General features: G+C 47.9%; 16 protein-coding genes. 15 read left to right on the top strand and 1 reads right to left on the bottom strand.

Annotation, left to right across the window (positions count from 1 at the left end; all coding sequences use genetic code 11):
* Positions 1 to 98: 98 nt before the first annotated feature.
* The 13 genes from NZD89_RS11870 to NZD89_RS11930 all read left to right on the top strand — a co-directional run bounded on the left by NZD89_RS11870 (position 99) and on the right by NZD89_RS11930 (position 15,417).
* Entirely contained in the window at positions 99 to 572 is a 474-nt protein-coding gene (locus NZD89_RS11870; RefSeq protein WP_268007911.1) for a hypothetical protein, read from the top strand.
* Positions 573 to 699: 127 nt separating this feature from the next.
* Complete coding sequence (locus NZD89_RS11875; RefSeq protein WP_268007912.1) at positions 700 to 1,287, top strand: cob(I)yrinic acid a,c-diamide adenosyltransferase; 588 nt, start codon at positions 700 to 702, stop codon at positions 1,285 to 1,287.
* Entirely contained in the window at positions 1,271 to 2,071 is an 801-nt protein-coding gene (locus NZD89_RS11880) for an HAD-IIA family hydrolase (protein ID WP_268007913.1), read from the top strand. Before NZD89_RS11875 ends, NZD89_RS11880 begins: the two co-directional genes overlap by 17 nt.
* Before the next feature lie 166 nt (positions 2,072 to 2,237).
* A complete protein-coding gene (gene nrdR, locus NZD89_RS11885; RefSeq protein WP_268007914.1) occupies positions 2,238 to 2,702 on the top strand; it encodes a transcriptional regulator NrdR in 465 nt (154 codons plus the stop codon).
* A 56-nt stretch (positions 2,703 to 2,758) separates the two neighbouring features.
* The gene (locus NZD89_RS11890; RefSeq protein WP_268007915.1) at positions 2,759 to 5,971 is read left to right on the top strand and encodes an adenosylcobalamin-dependent ribonucleoside-diphosphate reductase; all 3,213 of its coding nucleotides are present in this window, start codon (positions 2,759 to 2,761) and stop codon (positions 5,969 to 5,971) included.
* Positions 5,972 to 6,474: 503 nt separating this feature from the next.
* The gene (locus NZD89_RS11895; protein WP_268008475.1) at positions 6,475 to 6,891 is read left to right on the top strand and encodes a TIR domain-containing protein; all 417 of its coding nucleotides are present in this window, start codon (positions 6,475 to 6,477) and stop codon (positions 6,889 to 6,891) included.
* 84 nt (positions 6,892 to 6,975) lie between these two features.
* Positions 6,976 to 7,437: a DUF4231 domain-containing protein gene (locus NZD89_RS11900; protein WP_268007916.1), complete on the top strand. Its 462-nt coding sequence runs from the start codon at positions 6,976 to 6,978 to the stop codon at positions 7,435 to 7,437.
* An 11-nt stretch (positions 7,438 to 7,448) separates the two neighbouring features.
* Positions 7,449 to 7,925 (top strand): TIR domain-containing protein, encoded by a 477-nt coding sequence (locus tag NZD89_RS11905; RefSeq protein ID WP_268007917.1) that lies wholly within the window; start codon positions 7,449 to 7,451, stop codon positions 7,923 to 7,925.
* Between the two features lie 17 nt (positions 7,926 to 7,942).
* The gene (locus NZD89_RS11910) at positions 7,943 to 9,184 is read left to right on the top strand and encodes a TRAFs-binding domain-containing protein (protein WP_268007918.1); all 1,242 of its coding nucleotides are present in this window, start codon (positions 7,943 to 7,945) and stop codon (positions 9,182 to 9,184) included.
* A 193-nt stretch (positions 9,185 to 9,377) separates the two neighbouring features.
* Positions 9,378 to 10,895 carry a type I restriction-modification system subunit M gene (locus NZD89_RS11915; protein WP_431308604.1) on the top strand — a complete coding sequence of 506 codons (1,518 nt, stop codon included), beginning with the start codon at positions 9,378 to 9,380 and terminating at the stop codon, positions 10,893 to 10,895.
* Positions 10,885 to 12,171 carry a restriction endonuclease subunit S gene (locus NZD89_RS11920; protein WP_268007920.1) on the top strand — a complete coding sequence of 429 codons (1,287 nt, stop codon included), beginning with the start codon at positions 10,885 to 10,887 and terminating at the stop codon, positions 12,169 to 12,171. Before NZD89_RS11915 ends, NZD89_RS11920 begins: the two co-directional genes overlap by 11 nt.
* Before the next feature lies 1 nt (position 12,172).
* Entirely contained in the window at positions 12,173 to 15,175 is a 3,003-nt protein-coding gene (locus tag NZD89_RS11925; RefSeq protein WP_268007921.1) for a type I restriction endonuclease subunit R, read from the top strand.
* A 20-nt stretch (positions 15,176 to 15,195) separates the two neighbouring features.
* Positions 15,196 to 15,417 (top strand): YdbC family protein, encoded by a 222-nt coding sequence (locus tag NZD89_RS11930; protein WP_268007922.1) that lies wholly within the window; start codon positions 15,196 to 15,198, stop codon positions 15,415 to 15,417.
* A 656-nt stretch (positions 15,418 to 16,073) separates the two neighbouring features.
* Here NZD89_RS11930 and NZD89_RS11935 read toward each other — a convergent pair.
* Positions 16,074 to 16,589, bottom strand: a complete 516-nt coding sequence (locus tag NZD89_RS11935) for an ATP-binding protein (protein ID WP_268007923.1) — start codon at positions 16,587 to 16,589, stop codon at positions 16,074 to 16,076.
* A gap of 195 nt (positions 16,590 to 16,784) precedes the next feature.
* Here NZD89_RS11935 and istA point away from each other — a divergent pair, with 195 nt between their 5' ends.
* Both istA and istB read left to right on the top strand, forming a co-directional pair.
* The gene (gene istA / locus NZD89_RS11940; RefSeq protein ID WP_268005360.1) at positions 16,785 to 18,275 is read left to right on the top strand and encodes an IS21 family transposase; all 1,491 of its coding nucleotides are present in this window, start codon (positions 16,785 to 16,787) and stop codon (positions 18,273 to 18,275) included.
* Positions 18,262 to 19,002, top strand: a complete 741-nt coding sequence (istB, locus tag NZD89_RS11945; protein ID WP_268004193.1) for an IS21-like element helper ATPase IstB — start codon at positions 18,262 to 18,264, stop codon at positions 19,000 to 19,002. Before istA ends, istB begins: the two co-directional genes overlap by 14 nt.
* The last annotated feature ends 67 nt before the right edge of the window (positions 19,003 to 19,069 follow it).

The following is a 19,069-nucleotide window of genomic DNA, read 5'->3' on the forward strand; positions in this document are numbered from 1 at the left end:
AGAGTTTCCGCCCAGATGGTCAATTTCCTTCGTGGGCACCGAAGCCCGGCACCTTTCATATTCATAGCAGAGAATGATTTCTTGGGGGACGAACGCACATGTCAGAGACAGGAACACACCCTGTATGGGGAGCCAGTCTGAAGGCGCTTCGACGGTCGCTGTATGCGCAACAGGTGTTTTCCTCGATGGTGAGAGAGTGGGACGAGAAGGGGTTGTTGACGGACGATTCCATTCGCGCTTCGCTTCATCGTGCGACCGACGCTGCAAGTAGCTGCCGGGTGGCGGCACTCGGGCACTGCATTCGACTACACTTTTTGCGATCGGGCGGAGAACAGGAAGAGGAGCGCGTCATTTCTGATCTCGTCGCTCTATTGTATGAAGCGAGGCGGGCCGACGTGGAGGGTGGCGACATCGTAGAGGCGCTCATCCGGTCGGGGCGACTCCCGACGGAGTGGAAGCGACCTGCGCGCACCTGGCACAAACAGCGGTGTGAGTGGTTAAAAGCCAGCGCGGCGACGCTCAAACGTCGGGTCGCGCCCGAACTGTACGCTAGAGGAAAGGCAAAGCTTTGATTACGGATAGATTACGGGCAGTTTGCGCGGGCGTCAGGCGCAGGCTATCCTTCGTCATGTGCGCCTACAGGCGTGATGCGTGGTAGACTGTAGGATGTGAAAACGGGTCGTTGGAGGCGATGGACGCGTGCGAATCTATACACGGGGCGGAGACAAAGGGGAGACGAGTCTCATCTACGGCCGCCGGATAGCGAAGGACCACCTGCGGGTTGAGACGTACGGCGCGGTGGATGAAGCAAACGCAGTGCTCGGCGTCGCTGCGGCGAACTTGACGGACGCGGGCGCGCTTGATCTATGTTCAATTTTGACGCGCGTGCAGCGGGATCTATTTGACGTGGGAAGAGACCTCGCGACACCGGAGGAGAAGCGCGCTGACCATTACGTGACGGGCGGCGACGTCGCGCTACTCGAACGGCTGATCGACGACCTCGACGCGCGCTTGCCCCCACTCACGAGATTCGTCTTACCCGGTGGCACGCCTGCCGCCGCACACTTGCACCATGCAAGGACGGTCGTGCGTCGGGCGGAGCGCAGGGTGGTCAGCCTCGCTAAGGAAGGTGTGTCTCTACCGATTGTGCAGCAGTACTTGAATCGGCTCTCGGATCTGCTATTCGTACTCGCGCGTACCGTGAACCATCGCCTGCAACACGACGAGCCTGGCGTCGATTTCCAGGCACCGAAACCGGAGGTAATCCTAGATGACAAGACGATTTAAATTAGCCCTACTCGATCTCGACGGAACCCTCTGGCGCGATGGACACGTTATTCAGGGCGCACCGGAGTTCGTAGAACGCCTTCGCCACAACGGCGTGCAACCGGTATTTTTTACGAATAACTCATCGCGTACGCCGAGCGAGGTGGTCGACGTCCTCATCCGGTGCGGCATCGCCGCGCAGAGTAACGAGGTTTGCACGTCGGCGCAGGCTGCCGCTCACGCGCTCACAGAGCGCATTCCCGCCGGATCGACGGTTGCTTACGTCGGCAAGACCGGCCTCGAAGAGGCCTTGATGGAGGCCGGCTTTGTGGCCAAGCGGGCACAGGGCACCGCGCTCAGCGAAGCGTGGGTGAACGAGGCCAAGGCCGCCGTAGTCGGCATGGACCCGTTGGTCACCTATCTCGATCTCGCCGTCATCACGCGCATCGCCCACCGCCTCGGCTGGTTCGTCCTCACCAATTCGGATGCGCGCTACCCGACCGAAGACGGATTTCTACCTGGCAATGGGTCGTTAGGGGCCCTCGTCGAGACCGCCTCTGGCGTACAGCCTGTGGTCACGGGGAAACCGGATCGCCGATTCGTCGAGTTTGCTCTCGAGCGATATGGTGCAACAGCGCGAGAGACGGTGATTGTGGGCGACAATCCCTATACTGACGTCCTAGCGGGAGTAGAGGCGGGCGTCTACACAATTCACGTGCAGAGTGGCGTATCGTTCCCCGACGACCAGAATGTACCGGCCCCAGATGAAACGGTGGAATCTGTCGAAAAGATATTTCGACAATAGGGGCTGATGCCGGGGATAAACGCCGCTACGACGGCGTTTATCCGGTCTATCACCACTCTTGTCAATCGTACATATAGCGCGTATAATGCAAGTCGATACTTTAATGCACACCACATGTGTGGTTTGTCTATGAAACCGCGAGGCTAGCCGAGAAGAGGGAATTGGCATGAAATGTCCATACTGCGACGCGGAGAATACGCGCGTCGTCGAGTCACGCCCAGGCGATGATGGGACAACCATTCGCCGCCGGCGAGAGTGCGTCAATCAGTCATGTGGGCGGAGATTCACTACATATGAACGGCTTGAACAGCGCCCGCTCATGGTCGTCAAAAAGGACATGGAGCGGGAGGAGTTCGCCCGTGAGAAGATCTATCGCGGACTCATGAGAGCCTGCGAAAAGCGCCCAATCTCGGTGGAGCAAATCGAAGCGGTGTGTAGTGAAATTGAACGAGCGCTGCGCATGGATTACGAACGGGAGGTTCCTTCTTCGGCCATCGGCGAGCGCGTCATGGACGCGCTCAAGAGGCTGGACGGAGTGGCCTATGTGCGGTTTGCGAGTGTGTATCGCGAGTTTCGCGACGTTGAGACGCTGGCTCAAGAGGTGTTGTCACTCCTCGGGGAAAAGCGGTAAACGCGCGAATCGTCGTTCAGAGTTACACGGATTAGCGGATGGAGGAAGCCGAAAATATGGCAAGTGTCACGGGTGATCACATGCTTCAATTCACTGCAGAGGACATGTTGAACGCGACCGGGGAAAAGATCGTCGCGGACAGGTACCTGCAAAAGGACGTACAGAAGAAGACTCTCGAGGTGGGCTCTCTCGTCGTGGCCGTACTCGATAAAAAGCGCGCCTACCACGAGTTGGCACGCGTGGTCGCCGTCGACAAGGATCACGACCAGGTGACTGTGGAACTGCGCGACGGGGCGCAAGAAGTATTGCCGACGCAACAGGTTGACGTGTTGCTCGAGACGAGCCCGCGTCAAATGTGGCAGCGGGTCGCAGCGGGTGCTGCAGAGGTCACCAATGACCCAGAGCGCTGGCGGGCGGCGTTCTACGACCTGCAGAGCCATTGGCGCTACGTTCCGGGCGGTCGCATCAACGCGTCCATGGGAACGGGTATGAAGACGACGAGTTACAACTGTTTTGTGATTCCAAGTGTCGGGCCAAACCTGCGCGACTATGCGGAGTCGTTTGGGCAAACGCTGGAGATTCAGGCGCGCAGCGGCGGCGTCGGCATGAACTTGTCGCGAATTCCGCCACAGGGCTCGCTCATTCCGGTGTCGGCGTCGGCTCGCTCACTCAATCTGTGCCTCGTCCTCGACATCTGGCATGCGGATATCTATGACTTCCTCGAGGCAGAGTACCGCCACAGCACCAAGGTCGTTCGCCTGAGCGGCGCCTTTTTGCGCGCGGTCGAGGAGGACGCTCCGTGGTCGTTCGTCTTTCCCGACACCTCCGTCGAGGGGTACGACGAACTGTGGAACGGTAGAATTGAGGACTGGCTAGAAGCTGGTCGTCCGGTCGTCAAGTCGGAACCGGTCTCGGCCAAGGAGCTCTACGAAAAGATCCTCGAGAGCGACGTCAAGGTGATGCCAGAGCTCGTCGGCGCTGTGCTCTACCCTGGCGACCAACGCAGTACCATCGCGTCGACGCTCGGCGACATGTGGGAACTGATGAAGGATGACAAGCGCGTCAGCGTGGTCTTGTCTTCGCTTCGCCCTCGATACAGCTATGTTCGCGGCGTCAATGGCCGTAGTTCTGGCGCGTACTCCTGGGGACAGTTGTACGACAAAGGCAATCAGGTGTTCGGGGACGGCTTTGGGCCGGTTGGCGTCGGCGAAATCATGAGCGTGGGCTGCCAATTGACGTTGCAGGGCGGGTCTCGTCGGGGGGCGCTGATGCTCATCCTGAACGACCGGCACGCGGATATTCTGCGATTTATTCGGGCCAAGCAGGTCGACGGCGTCATCACGGGCGCCAACATCAGCGTGGGGATTTCGGAGCGGTTCATGGAGGCTAAGGCGGCCGATGAAGCATGGGACATCGGGTTTGTCTCACCTGCCGAAACGGGCGAGTTCGACGGCAACTTCGACACATGGTTGGCCAGCGGCCGTGACATCCAAGTGGCGCAGACGCTCTCTGCCCGCGAACTGTGGGACGAATTGTGCCTGTCCGCATGGAAATCGGCAGAACCGGGGGTCGTCTTCCTGGGGCGCGCCAACCGCATGAGCAACTCTTGGTATTTCAATCCTCTGGTGGCGACCAACCCGTGTGGGGAGCAGCCGCTTCCGGCCAACGGCATCTGTAACCTGGGTGCCGTCGTATTGGCTCGCTTCGCGAACGGTTTTCGCGACAGCGGCATCAAGACGGAGTTCGAGGATGCTGAGCAGGAAGCATATATCCGTTCCATCTTGCAGGCGAAGTTCTCGGATGAAGAAGCGGACTTTTTGTTGCACCACATTCGTTGGGAAGAACTCGAGCGCATCACGCGCAGTGGCATTCGCTTTCAGGATGCGGTCATCGATGCGACGTATTATCCGTTTGAGGCAAACCGCGAGAATCAAATGTCGGAGCGCCGCGTGGGCCTTGGTATCATGGGTCTGCACGACCTGTTGCTCTACTGTGGCATCCGTTATGGCTCGGAAGAGTCGGTCAAGCTCATCGACGTCCTCATCGGTCTGATGGCCGAGTGGTCGTATCTCGAATCGGTCCATCTCGCCGAGGAAAACGGTCCGTTCCCGCGGTTCGACGCGGACAAGTTCCTCCAGTCCGGCTTCATGCAACAGATGGCGGCGGAGCGTCCGCACGTCGTCGAGGCGATTCGCCACCACGGTGTTCGCAACGTGACGACGATGACCATCGCGCCGACTGGCACCACGGGTACGATGGTAGGGTGTTCGACGGGCTGTGAACCATATTACGCATGGTCCTACTTCCGAAATTCTCGCCTCGGTATGTTTGAGGAACACGCGGCGATCGTCGATGAGTATCTCAAGGCACATGGCGAGGACGCCCCACTGCCGGACTATTTCGTGACGGCGATGGAATTGAGCCCGGAAGATCACGTTCGCGTACAGGGCGCATTGCAAAAGTGGATCGACAGTTCGATTTCGAAAACCTGTAATGCACCGAACTCGTATAGCGTTGAAGACACGAAGCAGCTTTACGATCTCGCCTATTCACTGGGCTGCAAAGGCATTACGATTTATCGCGACGGATCTCGTTCGGAACAAGTCCTGTCGCTGAAAGCTGATGACGAAAACGGAGAGACGGAACAATCGTCGCAAACGACCACGGAACAATCGGTGGACGTGGCCGCGACGGTGGCGGCTGCGCCAACGACGCAAGGGTATATCAAGCGGAAGCGCCCAGACGTGCTCTATGGTGCGACATATCGCAAGGACACGCCGCTTGGTAGAGCGTTTATCACCATCAATGACGACCCCGAGGACCACGTGGCCACGGAGATTTTCGTCAATATCGGCAAGGCAGGAACGGATGTATACGCGGCAAACGAGGCACTGGGCCGCGCAATCACGCTGTATTTGCGCGATTCAGCCAACCCAAACAAGGAAGCCGAACTGGTGAAACACTTTTCCGGTATCGGAGGGTCGAGTGCGGTCGGGTTTGGCAGCCGCCGCATTACGTCTGTGCCGGACGCCATCGCAAAGTCCATCATCGAACACGCGGAAACCTTCCCGATGCGTCAGGCTGCGTATGAACAGTGGGCAAGTGGCCAAGAGACGGCGACGACGGAGTCCACGGAAGGACCGGTCGGGCGCAAGACGCTGCGTTCCTATTCGGTGGAGAAGGATTTGTGCCCGAATTGCCACCAGAACAGCCTCGTCCACACGGGCGGTTGTTACGAGTGTGAGGCGTGTGGCTACAGTAAGTGTTAGCCTAATTGTTCAGGGTTAGAAGCGACATGCACTTTGTGATTTCGCACAATTAGTGAGACATTTCTCAAATAAAGTGAGACGTTTTCGCAGAATAAATGAGACTTTTGCATATTAATGCATGATATGCATTGTGGGCATATCATGCATATTGATCAGAACAAACAAAGTTGCGGACTGACAAACAAAGTTACGTACTACAAACAAAGTCAAGTACCGATAAACAAAGTTACGTACTGAGCTAAATCGTAACTTTGAGCAGCTAGATTTAACGGGAGAGTACATGATTTTAATTGTGTTACTTTCCCGTTTTTATTTTGTCCATCTGTAGACCGTCACGATGATCGCTACTGAAGTCACTGAAACGGCTACTGAATTCAGCAAGAAAGCTTGATAAATCAAGGTTCTTTCTTAGAAGTCGGCGACTAGCGTTTTGAACCACTGTTTTTGACGCGTTTGCGTGATTAGGTTCGTTTCACAGAAGACCTCGGAGTGGGGTGTCAGTGATGGCTAACACGTGCAATCTCTTTATCAGTCACGCTTGGTCTTATGGGGATCAATACAAAGGATTGGTAAAACTGTTGGACGCAGCGGAGGGCTTCACTTATAGTAACTACTCTGTACCAAAAGATGACCCAGTACATGATGCAAAGAATGAGCGAGAGCTATACGATGCAATCAAGAAGCAAATGAGTTACAGTCATGTGGTGGTTATTCTTGCGGGTGTATACTCAACGTATAGCAAATGGATTAACAAAGAGATTTACATTGCTCAGAAAGAGTTCTCAACTCGAAAGCCTATTCTAGCAATCGAACCTTGGGGATCTGAACGTACTTCCCAGGTTGTTAAGAACGCTGCAGACAAAATTGTTAAATGGAATACCAACTCCATTGTTTCGGCTATCAAAGAACTGAAAAAATAAGTCAAAGGCGCGCCCTCTTAATGGGCGCGTCACTTCGTTAAAGATTAATTTCGAATCCAAAATTTTTTTACAAAAGGATATGTCATGGACGAACAAAATTACCTCTCCGAGCGTGTAGACCACCAGATACAATGGTTCGATGATAAGTCCAAGTTCAACCAACGATGGTACAAGGGGCTAAAGTTAAGCCAAATCATCTTTTCTGCCTTAATTCCATTACTGGTTGGATTTGTTAGCGATTTCGTTTGGATAAAGGTCCTTGTAGGGAGTCTCGGGGTACTCGTTGCGATAGTAACTGGATTTATGGAGGTTTTTGGATTCCACGAAAACTGGATTCATTATCGCCAGTCCGCAGAACGTTTATATCGTGAGAAATATCTCTTTTTGACTAAGTGTTCCCCATATCAAGAAGGGGATGCATTTAAACGTTTTGTGACTGCTGTTGAAGGGGGGTGTCCCAGGAGAACCATGATTGGGAACAACGAAATAAGAACGGAAATAAGACTACCAGCGGCAAGAGCACAAATGGAGATCATTAATGGGTAGGGGGCTAACAAATGGGGAGAACTCGCGTCTTTGTGGGATTTAGTAGCACTGATATTAGAGAATACAATCTCATGAAAGCTTGGAAAGAGAATAACAAAATTGATTTTGATTTTACGGATTGCCAATTACACAAAGAACTGAACTCCGAAAATGAAGCTTACATTAAGCGCAAATGTCGCGAAAGAATCGATATGGCTGGCACATTTATTCAATTAATCGGGGAAGACACTCGTTACAAGTATAAGTACGTACGTTGGGAAGCAGAGGTTGCGCGTGAAAAAGGGTGCCGAATCATTGGTGTCAACTTAAACGGGACAAGGAACTACGACCCAGAGAGATGCCCTAAAATCATTCGCGATATTGGAGCAGTATTCGTTTCATATTCTCCAGCAATAATTTCCTATGCGTTAAATAACTTCAAACATTCTCATGATACGGGCAATCGTATATACCCACCTGAAGTCTACAGAAATTTGGGATACCGATAAGGAGCGGGGGGAGTCAGATGAGTGACAAGAAGCGTATTTGCTTTGTCATCATGGGGTACGGCACCAAGACCGATTACAGTACGGCTCGCACTTTAGATTTGGACAAGACCTATCGGAACATTATTAAACCTGCAGCCGAAGCAGCAGGTCTCAAATGTGTACGAGCAGATGATATTCGTCACTCTGGAATAATTGATGTACCAATGTACCAATACATACTGAGCGCGGATGTGGTCATAGCGGATTTATCAACTTACAATCCGAATGCCCTGTACGAATTAGGGGTCAGGCATGCGTTACAACCGCATACAACAATCACCATATCCGAAAAGGACTTGAAATACCCGTTTGACGTAGAGCACACCGTTATACGGAAATACGAACATTTAGGCAAGGGTATCGACTTTGAAGAAGTTGAGCGTTTTCGACAGGAGTTAATCGATACCATTAACGAGATATTGCACAATCCGCAAGTTGACAGTCCTGTTTACACGTACTTGCAGGGATTGCAGCCACCAGTTTTCCAGCCTGATTGGTCTCAAGCTATTGAAGCAAGCGACAATGATAGATCGCTCAGTCAGATTGTTGCTGCTGCGCAACAAGCCCTCGATAGCGATGAGTTTGAAACTGCAAAGGTGCTATTCACTTTAGCTCACTCCATCGACAAAAAGAATGTCTATGTAGTTCAAAAACTGTGTTTAGCTACTTATAAAAGCAAAAAGCCAGATCATATTTCAGCATTGACCGAGGCTCTCTCGATTTTGGACCAAGTCGGACCTGATACGACTACTGACCCCGAAACACTTGGGCTTTCCGGCGCAATATATAAACGCTTGTGGGAAGAAACCATTGAACGCACGCATTTAGACAAGTCCGTTGAGTACTATGAGCGGGGATTTTATATCAAACGCGATTATTACAACGGCATCAATTTTGCCTATTTGCTCAATGTTCGTGGAAATATCAGCGGCGACCAGAATGAGGCGATTGCAGATTATGTTTTGGCAAGCAGAGTTCGCAAACAGGTGGTTCGCATTTGTGAAAAAATGATGGAAGCAGTGGATTTTGAGAAACGTGATGACCGATATTGGATCTTGGCTACAATGGAAGAAGCATTGTTTGGATTGGGTGAATTGGACAGGTATAAAGAAATCAAAAAACGTGCGCAGAGTTCGGCAAAGGAAAACTGGGAACGAAAAACTACTGAAGAACAAATCCACAAGCTTGGACTCTTGATTAATGCTCATCCACTACATTGAAGGTTTGATCACTCAATGTAAAAAATTCAATCTTGAAACTGAAGCAAGCTTGTACTGACGCGGTACAAGCTTGCTATCGTTACCTGTGTTAATCGCTTAAGAATATGCAATTATAATTAGGATAACTTCCACCAAGTATATCTTTTCACATAAAGTAAACCTGTTAAAATAAAGGGCAGCGTAATTATAGAAGATGACTAGGAGCGGGACAACATTGGCAAGCGAAAAACTGGTTTCAAGTATTGAGGATAAATTGTGGGCAGCAGCGGATAAACTTCGCGGTAGTATTGACGCGTCCAAATATAAAAACATCGTTCTCGGAATCATTTTCTTAAAATATATTTCCGACCGATTTGAAAAGCGATATCAGGAACTCATTGCGGAAGGCGATGGGTTTGAAAACGATAGAGACGAATACGAGCGTTTCAATGTATTTTACGTCCCAGAAAAAGCGCGATGGGAATTTATTGTACAAAATGCTACAAAGCCAAGCATCGGACAGATCATCGACGAGGCGTTCATTGCAATTGAAAAGGAAAACAAGAACCTCGCAGGTGTACTTCCTAAGATTTATTCGGGTACTGACATCGACCAACGTAGAGTCGGTGAAGTGGTACTTGTTTTTGAAAACGCCGATACCTCATTAATTGAAGAAGACGCACTTGGTCGCGTTTACGAATATTTTCTTGGCAAGTTCGCGTTCATGTTAGGCGCTGGTGGTGGCGAGTATTATACGCCTAGCGGAGTTGTAAAACTTCTCGTTGAAATGATTGAACCATTCGAAGGAACCATTTATGACCCTTGCTGCGGTTCTGGGGGCATGTTTGTCCAAGCAAACAAATTCGTCAAGGCACATGGCGGAAACAGCTTCGAATTGTCCATATATGGTCAAGAACTGAACGCAGAAACAAGAAGATTGGCGACGATGAACCTAGCCATACGAGGGATAGAAGCAAATCTCGGTCAAACCCATGAAGATACGTTCCACGCAGACCAATTCAAAGATGAAAAATTTGATTATATCTTGGCGAATCCACCGTTTAACATCAGCGATTGGGGGCAAGAAAGCCTAGTCTCGGACCTTCGTTGGAAATGGGGTGTTCCAACGAAGAACAATGCAAACTACGCATGGCTTTCGCATATGCTCTCGAAATTGAAACCTTCTAAGGGTGTCGCAGGGATTGTCCTAGCCAATGGATCTTTGTCTTCTCAGGTAACAGGTGAAGGCAATATTCGATCTCAATTTATCGACGAAGATCTGGTTGACTGTATCGTCGCATTGCCGGACAAGCTTTTCTATACGACAGGAATATCCGTATGTTTGTGGTTTTTACGGCGTGGAAAAAAACGTCGTAATGAGGTGCTCTTTATCGATGCTCGTGACTTGGGAGACATGGTAGATAGGAAGTTAAGAGAGCTAACAGATGAAAATATTTCAGTAATTGCAAGCACATATCATAAATGGTTGGAAAATGATGGATTTCAAGATGTGGTCGGATTTTGCAAGTCGGCATCCACTTCGGAAATCCAAAAGCATGAGTACGTATTGACGCCAGGTAGGTATGTTGGTGTCAAAGAAATCACGGATGAAGAACCGTTTGCAGAGAAGATGCCGAAGTTAGTCGCAGAACTATCAAATTTGATGAAAAATTCCTCCCTACTTGACGAGAAAATCAAGAAAAGTTTGGGGGCGATTGGGTATGAGTTTTGATATTGAGACGGCTGACTATATTAAGTTAGATGAAGTAACAAATGTGTACGATTCTTTACATCAGACTCCGACATATTCAGAAACAGGAATTCCAATGATAAGAGTAACTGATATTAAAGATGGCATGCTCGATTTAAGTCAAACATTAAAGGTTGAAGTGGATGTCTATAAAGAGTTTACAAAAAAGTACAGACCTCAAATGGGTGATATCGTTGTAAGCCGTGTTGGAAGTTACGGTAAATTTAGCTTCGTTAATACCAATTCACCTTTTTGTCTGGGGCAAAACACAGCAATCATAAATCCAACAAATATTGATAATCGTTATTTGTACTACTGCCTAATATCAAATGTGGTAAAAAACCAAATTGAACAAAATGTAGTTGGATCAACCCAGAAGACATTAAGTTTGAAAAGTATAAAGGCATTAGAAATACCCAACAAAAAATTGGATGTTCAAAAGAAAATTGCATCTATCCTTTCTTCGCTCGATGACAAAATTGAAGTTAACACACGCATGAATAAAGTGTTGGAACAAATAGCTCAGATAATTTTTAAGCAATGGTTTGTTGATTTTGAGTTTCCGAACGAGAATGGACAACGTTATAAGTCAAGTGGTGGAGAGATGGTATGGTGTTCAGAGCTGGATAAAGATATACCTAAAGGATGGTCAAATGGGACAGTCGAGGATTTAGGTATGGTTGTTGGAGGGGGAACTCCATCAAAGGACAATGATGAGTTTTTTACTACAAAAGGTATACCCTGGATTACACCTAGAGATTTATCTACTAATAAAAATAAATACATTTATAGAGGATCGACGGATATAACAGAATTAGGTTTAAAAAACAGCTCTGCTACTCTAATGCCAGAGGGGACTGTTTTATTTAGCTCTAGAGCACCCATTGGTTATACAGCTATCGCCGCGTGTCCGGTGACCACAAACCAGGGTTTTAAATCAATTGTTCCAAAATCAAACATACCTACAGAGTTTGTTTATAATTTCCTGAAAGAAAACCTGGAATTGATTGAAAGCATGGCTTCTGGATCGACTTTTAAAGAAGTATCTGGTGGCGTATTGAAACGTGTTAAGGCAATTATACCAAATGATGAAATATTGGAAAAATTTAAAGCGCTGGTAACTCCATTAGGGGATAAAATCAAGCACAATGAAAGAGAAATTGTGGCTCTTGGCAATTTACGAGACACTCTACTTTCCAAATTAATGTCGGGAGAAATCGATGTTTCAACCGTAGAACATGAACTGGCGGTGATGTGAGATGTTTACCGAAGAAAGCTTGGAGGAACTTGTCCTCGAACTTTTGAAGGACGAATTGAGTTATAAGGTGCAGAACGGCTATAACCTCGTCCGTGACTATGAAAAAGTAGTTCTGGAAGATGATTTAAGGAATGCACTGTACGAATTAAATCCAACGCTTTCTTCGGATATCATTGACGCTGCCATTCGCCAATTGCTGTACATCGATGACGCCAGTTTAGTTGCCGCTAATTTGAGGTTTTACAAGTACCTTATTGAAGGCGTTCGCATTGAAGTGCACGGAGAAGATGTTCCCGCACGAATTGTGAAGCTCATTGATTTTGAGACGCCCGAAAACAACAAATTTAAAGCGGTTAATCAATTCACGGTCATTCACAAGAGCGAAAAACGTCCTGACGTTGTTTTGTTCGTCAATGGGTTACCTTTGGTTGTGATTGAGCTTAAATCAGCAGTTCGCGAGGAAACAACAATCAAGGACGCTTTTCTCCAAATCAAGACGTATCAAGATGTGATTAAGCCATTATTTCACTACAACGCGTTTAGTATCATCAGTGATGGTATCAATGCACGGTTTGGGTCCATTACGGCTGACTATGATCGTTATATGCAGTGGAAACAAGTCGACGAGAATTCACCGATTAAAGATGAGCCACATATTGCCCAAATCGGAACGTTAATGAAGGGAATGCTGGATCAAAAGCGGCTCTTAGACATCATTCAAAACTTTACGTTTTTCGCGTCCGGAAAATCCAAGATTATTTCTGGGTATCATCAGTATTTCGGCATGAACAAAGCGATTGACAGTGTTGTCAAAGCGATTGATACCGATAAAAGAGGCGGGGTTGTTTGGCATACGCAAGGGTCAGGCAAATCCTTCTCGATGGTGTTCTTGTCAGCAGGACTGATCCAGCGGTTAAATAGCCCGACAATCGTTGTCGTTACTGACCGTGTGGATTTGGACGAACAAATTTTTGAGACGTTTAGCAGTGCAACGGATTTTCTTCGCCAGGAGCCGGTTCAATCGGAATCGAAAGAAAACCTCATTGCACTCCTAGAAAACCGCTCTGCGGGCGGGATTGTCTTTACCACCATCCAGAAATTCACGGAAGAAACGGGGCTGCTGTCCAATCGCGATGACATCGTCGTGATCGCGGATGAAGCACATCGTTCCCAGTATGGGTTGGATGCCGATACTCAGATCGATAAGAAAACACTGGAAGCCAAGCTGGTCTACGGCTACGCCAAATATTTGCGAGATGCATTACCCAACGCCGCATTTATTGGCTTTACGGGTACGCCTATCAATCAAAATGACAAGTCCACCATTGGGGTCTTTGGCGATTTGATTGATGTATATGATATGACGCAAGCAAAGTTGGACGGTGCCACGGTTGATTTGCACTACGAAAATCGTTTGGCGAGAGTACACTTGGATGAGTCTGTCCTCGCGAAAATTGACAATGAAGTGGCGAATATTCAAAAACAGGGTCTCTCGCAAGAGAAAATCGACCGGTTGAAAAAAGATCTCATCACCATGGAAACCATCATTGGGGATGAAGACCGGCTAAACCTTGTGGTCGATGACATCTTGAAACACTATGAGATTCGAAAAGATATGTTGAAGGGTAAAGCGATGATCGTTGCCTATTCCAGAAAAATCGCCTACCGCATGTACCAACTGATTAAGCAAAAAGCTCCGCACCTTGCGAACCATATCGGACTTGTGATGACCGAAAGCAACAAGGATGACGACGAGATGCGGGCTGTTATTGGTAACAAGCAGTACAAGAAATCGCTTGCAAACAAGTTTAAAGATCCGAACAGCGAATTTAAAATTGCAATTGTCGTGGACATGTGGTTGACAGGCTTTGACGTGCCAAGCATGGATACGATGTATATTGATAAAATCATGAAAGAGCATAACCTGATGCAAGCGATTGCCAGAGTTAACCGCGTGTATCAGGATAAAAAAGCTGGTTTAATTGTCGATTACATTGGGCTTGGAAAATACCTGAAAGAAGCGTTAAACACCTACACCAATCGGGACAAAAACAGCGTTCCTGAAATTGACAAAGCCAAAGAAATACTCATGACGGAAATCGAGATATTAGAAGACATGTTTCACGGATTTGAATTCAGCGGGTATTTGAAGGCGGACCCTAAGAAACGCTTCGAGCTGATTCAAAACGGCGTCGAACACGTGTTGAAGGAACGTGCCAAAGAAGTCTTCTTGAAGCACGTGGCGAGGCTGCAAAGTGCCTATACGATCTGTGCCACCGCTCTCGATTATCCAATCAGGATTGAAGTCAGCTTTTTCATTGCGATAAAGTCATTCATCGTTAAAGTAGAACGGGATGGTATGCCCGATGTCGAAGCGTTTAAGAAAAAGATTACGGAAATGATTGAACAAGCGGTTATCAAGGACAGTGATGAAGTCATCACCGGACAAAAGGAAAAAAGCCTTCTGTCAGCGGAAAACCTACAAAAAATCATGGCGATGAAACGCCGAAATATCGCTGCAACGGTCTTACAGAAATTAATCGATGATAAGATTAAGTGGTTCGAAAAAACAAATTTGGTTCGCTCGGAAATGTTCTCAGTTAAATTGAAAACGATTGTTGAGAAATACAATCAGGTTCAGAATATTGATGTCCTGATCACGGAACTGATTGATTTCGCCAAAGAAATTGAAGCAGCCATCAACGAAGGCGTAGATTTACAATTATCGCCTGAAGAACAAGCTTTTTACGATGCACTGTCCCGACCGGAATTGATAAAGGTGCATTATAAATCGGATGTCCTGAGAGAGATGGCGAAGAAGCTGCTCGAAGTGATTCAGAAAAACAAAACACCGGATTGGTACAAGAGAAATGACGCGCGAGCCAATATGCGGGCACTTATCAAGAGACTGTTGAAAGAGTACAAATATCCACCCGATGAGATTCCGAATGCAGCGGAACTTGTCATTAAGCAAGCTGAATTGCAGATGAGGCATGCGATTTAGAAAACCGGAGGTTTTTTACTATGGCAGAGATCAAGTTCGAAATCACTCAAAATATTGGCTTTTTGTCCGAAGGTGCTAAAGGATGGAAAAAGGAAATTAACCTCATAAGCTGGAGTGACCGTGAACCTAAGTATGACATTCGAGATTGGTCACCAGGACACGATAAAATGGGTAAAGGCATTACGTTAACGAAGGAAGAACTCATTACCTTAAGGAATATATTAAACCAATTGAACATCTGACCGTCATACCATGTCTTCATCATGCGACAGTGTATTCCGTGTCTTGTGTTTGCGGAATCGGGCAAACAGAGCATCGTTTTATCTGTATCGATAGGAAGATTGGACGAAATATTTGTATCGGCATTTGGAATTGTGTAGAATTCTAAAACGCCAAGCGGGATCTCGCTATGGCGTTTTCTGCGTTTATCGATTTGAGTACCGACAACTTGTACTGTACCACATCGGATAAATGTCCTAAATTGCTCGTTTTACAAGAGGTCTTTTTCTGTGACATAATATACCATATATGAATATTTTTCAGATAACATGTGGACCGGTGCAACTCTTTTTTACTAATGTAACATTTGAATCTTGCTGGCGAGCCTGCACCGGACAGTAATCCGATTAGGAGTGGAAATTCACTGTGACGAACATATCGCAATACAGTGCACATTTGGCGTTAATTAAACAACACCTGCTGAATAAACAAGCCGTTTTATTTGTGGGGGCTGGCTTTTCACTAAATGCGGAGCCAAAGTACGTTGGGACCAAGTGCGTATTCCGGTGAATTCGGCCACCTGTTCCGGAAATATGTAGGCCAGTGAATCCGATAAATCGCGGCCACCGAATCCGGTAATTTGCAGCCACTTTTGACCGCCTCGTAACGTGGTTATATTCTACTTACCAGAATTATCTTCTATAGACAATGAACTTTTTAATTTACGCATCGATTCTCCATTGATTTCAAGCTTATAAGCGTTGTGCACAATGCGGTCAAGAATCGCGTCAGCAAGTGTGGGATCTACAAAATGCTCGTGCCATAGCTCGACAGGCAGTTGACTGGCAATACAAGTGGAATGCGTGTTTGTCCTTTCGTCTAATAGATCTAGGAGATCTCGACTTTCGGGGACAGACATAGGTGCCAATCCCCAGTCGTCAAGAATGAGCAGGTCTGCCTTCCGAATGTGGCGTTGTAATCGCTCGTAGGATCCATCCCCTTTGGCGATAAGTGATTCCTGAAGAAGTTTAGAAACTCGAAAATAACGGACATTAAGATTTTGACGGCAAGCGGCTGTACCTAATGCGCAAGCAATGAAGGTTTTCCCGACACCTGTCGGGCCGACTAGGATGAGATTATGATGTGCTTGGACCCATTGCCCGGTGGTCAGTGAACGAAGCAATCCGTGATCCAATGTTCGAGATGTGTATGGTCAAATAAAAATGGAGGTTTCGATCATCAGAAATTCCCTGATCTAATCATTAAGAAATCCTTGCTGATGTCATCAGGAAATCCCTGATCTGATCTGGAAATTTCCCTGGTGTATCTCTCCTAATTGTGTCATTTGCTTCTTACAATCCTCTTTGTAGAAATGCGAGGAGGAGAAAGGATGACGATGAGTATGGAGCAGATTCACCGGATCAAGGAACTGCAACTCCAAGAGAAAGGAGCGTATCAGATTGCAAAGGAATTGGGGCTAGATCCCAAGACCGTTCGGAAATACATGAAGCAGGAGGACTTCTCCCCAAGGCTGCCTGTGCCAGTGTCTAAGCCATCCAAGTTGGATCCCTACAAACCAACCATTGATGCATGGCTTCTTCAAGATGCTAAAAATCGGTACAAGCAACGTCATACGGGGAAGCGAGTATATGACCGACTCGTGAAAAAGTTTCCGGAGTTCAACTGTTCGTACCCGACCGTGAACCGATACGTGACCGCATTTCGTCAACGCCAGCACCTTAGTAAGAAGGGCTATCTTGAACTTCAGTGGCATCCTGGAGAGGCTCAGGCTGATTTTGGTGAATGTGATGTGATTGTAAACGGCGTGCGACGCGTTACGAAGTATCTGGTGGTATCTTTCCCGCATAGCAATGCAGGATTTGTTCAGTGCTTTCTCGGTGAAACTGCTGAATGCTTATGCCAAGGATTAATGGACGTCTTTTATCATATTGAGGGTGTTCCGTCACGACTTGTGATTGACAATGCCACAGCAGCCGGCAGGCGAATTGGAGAGCTAGTTCGCCTTACACAGTTGTTTAAGCGATTCCAAGCCCATTTCGGATTTGAGATTACATTCTGCAATCCGAATAGCGGTCATGAAAAAGGAAATGTGGAGAACAAGGTTGGTTACGCTCGGAGAAATTACATGGTTCCCCTACCATCCAAAGTGTCATTGCATGAGTGGAACACTGAATTATTCGAACTATGCGATTTGGATAATAGCCGCGAGCACTACAAGAAAGGAGTACCTATCTGCGAGTTGTTTGAGAAGGACAAGGAAGCCATGCGAGCACTCCCAAACGCGCCGTTTGAATCTTGCCGATATGGGCATGTAAAGACCAACGGCTATGGCAAGTTCATACTTGATGGCAAGCACACTTATTCTTCCTCGCCGCTGTATGCAGACCGGGAGATTATTGTCCGGATCGGCGCACATTTCATTGAACCACTTGATGAAGCGGGTGACGTTATCTCTCGCCACGAAAGGGAGTTCGGTACAGAGCGGACAGACACAGTCGACTGGTTAACGATGCTAGATCAATTGATTGTAAAACCAGGAGCATGGCGAAACAGCCTGATGCGTAGCCAAATGTCCTACGAGGTTCGTGATTACATGGATGAGCAGGACAAGAGTGGGTTACGGCAAGCGTTACGCCTCATGAAGGATTTGTCTAACCAATATGGCTTGGACGTTGCGGTGACTTCGATACAGGAAGCAATTGTTCGCAAACGCACACAAGGCATTGAGGTCAATGCAGCAGTTGTTGCGGCTCGGATTGCTCACTACGGTCTGGATACGCCAGGGGAGCCTGGACCCGACATGAGCCAGTATGATGTTTTACTACCCGCATTCGGAGGTGAAGTGCATGGACCGCAGTGAGATACGACTAGAAATCTCACAATACTGCCGACAATTAATCCTGAGTCAGAATGCGGTACGGTTATGCGATTTAGAAGCTACGCCAAGACAGGAGGAGTTTCTACATAAGGTGTTCCGGGAGGAATTGGAGCACCGCGAGCGTCAGCGGAGAATTCGTTTATTTCAACGAGCTGCGTTCCCTGTACGAAAAACGCTGGAGGGGTACGAATTCAGTTCACTTCGCCTGCCCTCTACCTTGTCCCTGGATGAACTGACTTCGTGTCAGTTTGTCCAGGAGAAAAAGAACCTCGTTCTGTATGGTCCTGTCGGCACTGGTAAGACACACCTTGCCATTGCCTTAGGAACGAAAGCGTGTGAGATGGGAATTGTTACGAGGTTTTTCACCGCAGCATCCCTGGTGACACGACTGAGCGAGAGCAAACGCGCTGGATCTTTAGAACGCATAATGAAGGAACTAGAAAAGGCTCAGCTTGTGGTCATTGATGAGTGGGGTTACCTTCCGATGGACCGTGAAGAGGCGCAGCTATTATTTCAAGTGGTTGCAGCTAGTTACGAGAGACGAAGTTTGGTGATCACCACGAATCTGGAGTTCTCCAAATGGGGCGGTATTTTCACGGATGACCAGATGGCTGCTGCAATGATTGACCGTCTGGCGCACCATGGACAACTTGTTGTGTTTGAGGGAGAAAGCTACCGACTAAAACACGCATTGATGCGGCAAAAATGACCCAAACAGAACTGGAAATACACCAGGGAATTCTCGTGATAATACCAGGGGATTTTAGTTGATCACA

The sequence above is a fragment of the Alicyclobacillus fastidiosus genome (genome assembly GCF_026651875.1).
Classification (GTDB): Bacteria; Bacillota; Bacilli; order Alicyclobacillales; family Alicyclobacillaceae; genus Alicyclobacillus; species Alicyclobacillus fastidiosus.

What these genes read in the sequence shown, in the direction of transcription:
- NZD89_RS11925 (WP_268007921.1), top strand. Translation starts at nt 12,173, where the DNA reads ATGTTTACCGAAGAAAGCTTGGAGGAACTTGTCCTCGAACTTTTGAAG.
- NZD89_RS11905 (WP_268007917.1), top strand. Translation starts at nt 7,449, where the DNA reads ATGGGGAGAACTCGCGTCTTTGTGGGATTTAGTAGCACTGATATTAGA.
- istB (WP_268004193.1), top strand. Translation starts at nt 18,262, where the DNA reads ATGGACCGCAGTGAGATACGACTAGAAATCTCACAATACTGCCGACAA.
- NZD89_RS11895 (WP_268008475.1), top strand. Translation starts at nt 6,475, where the DNA reads ATGGCTAACACGTGCAATCTCTTTATCAGTCACGCTTGGTCTTATGGG.
- NZD89_RS11900 (WP_268007916.1), top strand. Translation starts at nt 6,976, where the DNA reads ATGGACGAACAAAATTACCTCTCCGAGCGTGTAGACCACCAGATACAA.
- NZD89_RS11910 (WP_268007918.1), top strand. Translation starts at nt 7,943, where the DNA reads ATGAGTGACAAGAAGCGTATTTGCTTTGTCATCATGGGGTACGGCACC.
- NZD89_RS11920 (WP_268007920.1), top strand. Translation starts at nt 10,885, where the DNA reads ATGAGTTTTGATATTGAGACGGCTGACTATATTAAGTTAGATGAAGTA.
- NZD89_RS11870 (WP_268007911.1), top strand. Translation starts at nt 99, where the DNA reads ATGTCAGAGACAGGAACACACCCTGTATGGGGAGCCAGTCTGAAGGCG.
- NZD89_RS11880 (WP_268007913.1), top strand. Translation starts at nt 1,271, where the DNA reads ATGACAAGACGATTTAAATTAGCCCTACTCGATCTCGACGGAACCCTC.
- nrdR (WP_268007914.1), top strand. Translation starts at nt 2,238, where the DNA reads ATGAAATGTCCATACTGCGACGCGGAGAATACGCGCGTCGTCGAGTCA.
- istA (WP_268005360.1), top strand. Translation starts at nt 16,785, where the DNA reads ATGACGATGAGTATGGAGCAGATTCACCGGATCAAGGAACTGCAACTC.
- NZD89_RS11915 (WP_431308604.1), top strand. Translation starts at nt 9,378, where the DNA reads ATGACTAGGAGCGGGACAACATTGGCAAGCGAAAAACTGGTTTCAAGT.
- NZD89_RS11930 (WP_268007922.1), top strand. Translation starts at nt 15,196, where the DNA reads ATGGCAGAGATCAAGTTCGAAATCACTCAAAATATTGGCTTTTTGTCC.
- NZD89_RS11890 (WP_268007915.1), top strand. Translation starts at nt 2,759, where the DNA reads ATGGCAAGTGTCACGGGTGATCACATGCTTCAATTCACTGCAGAGGAC.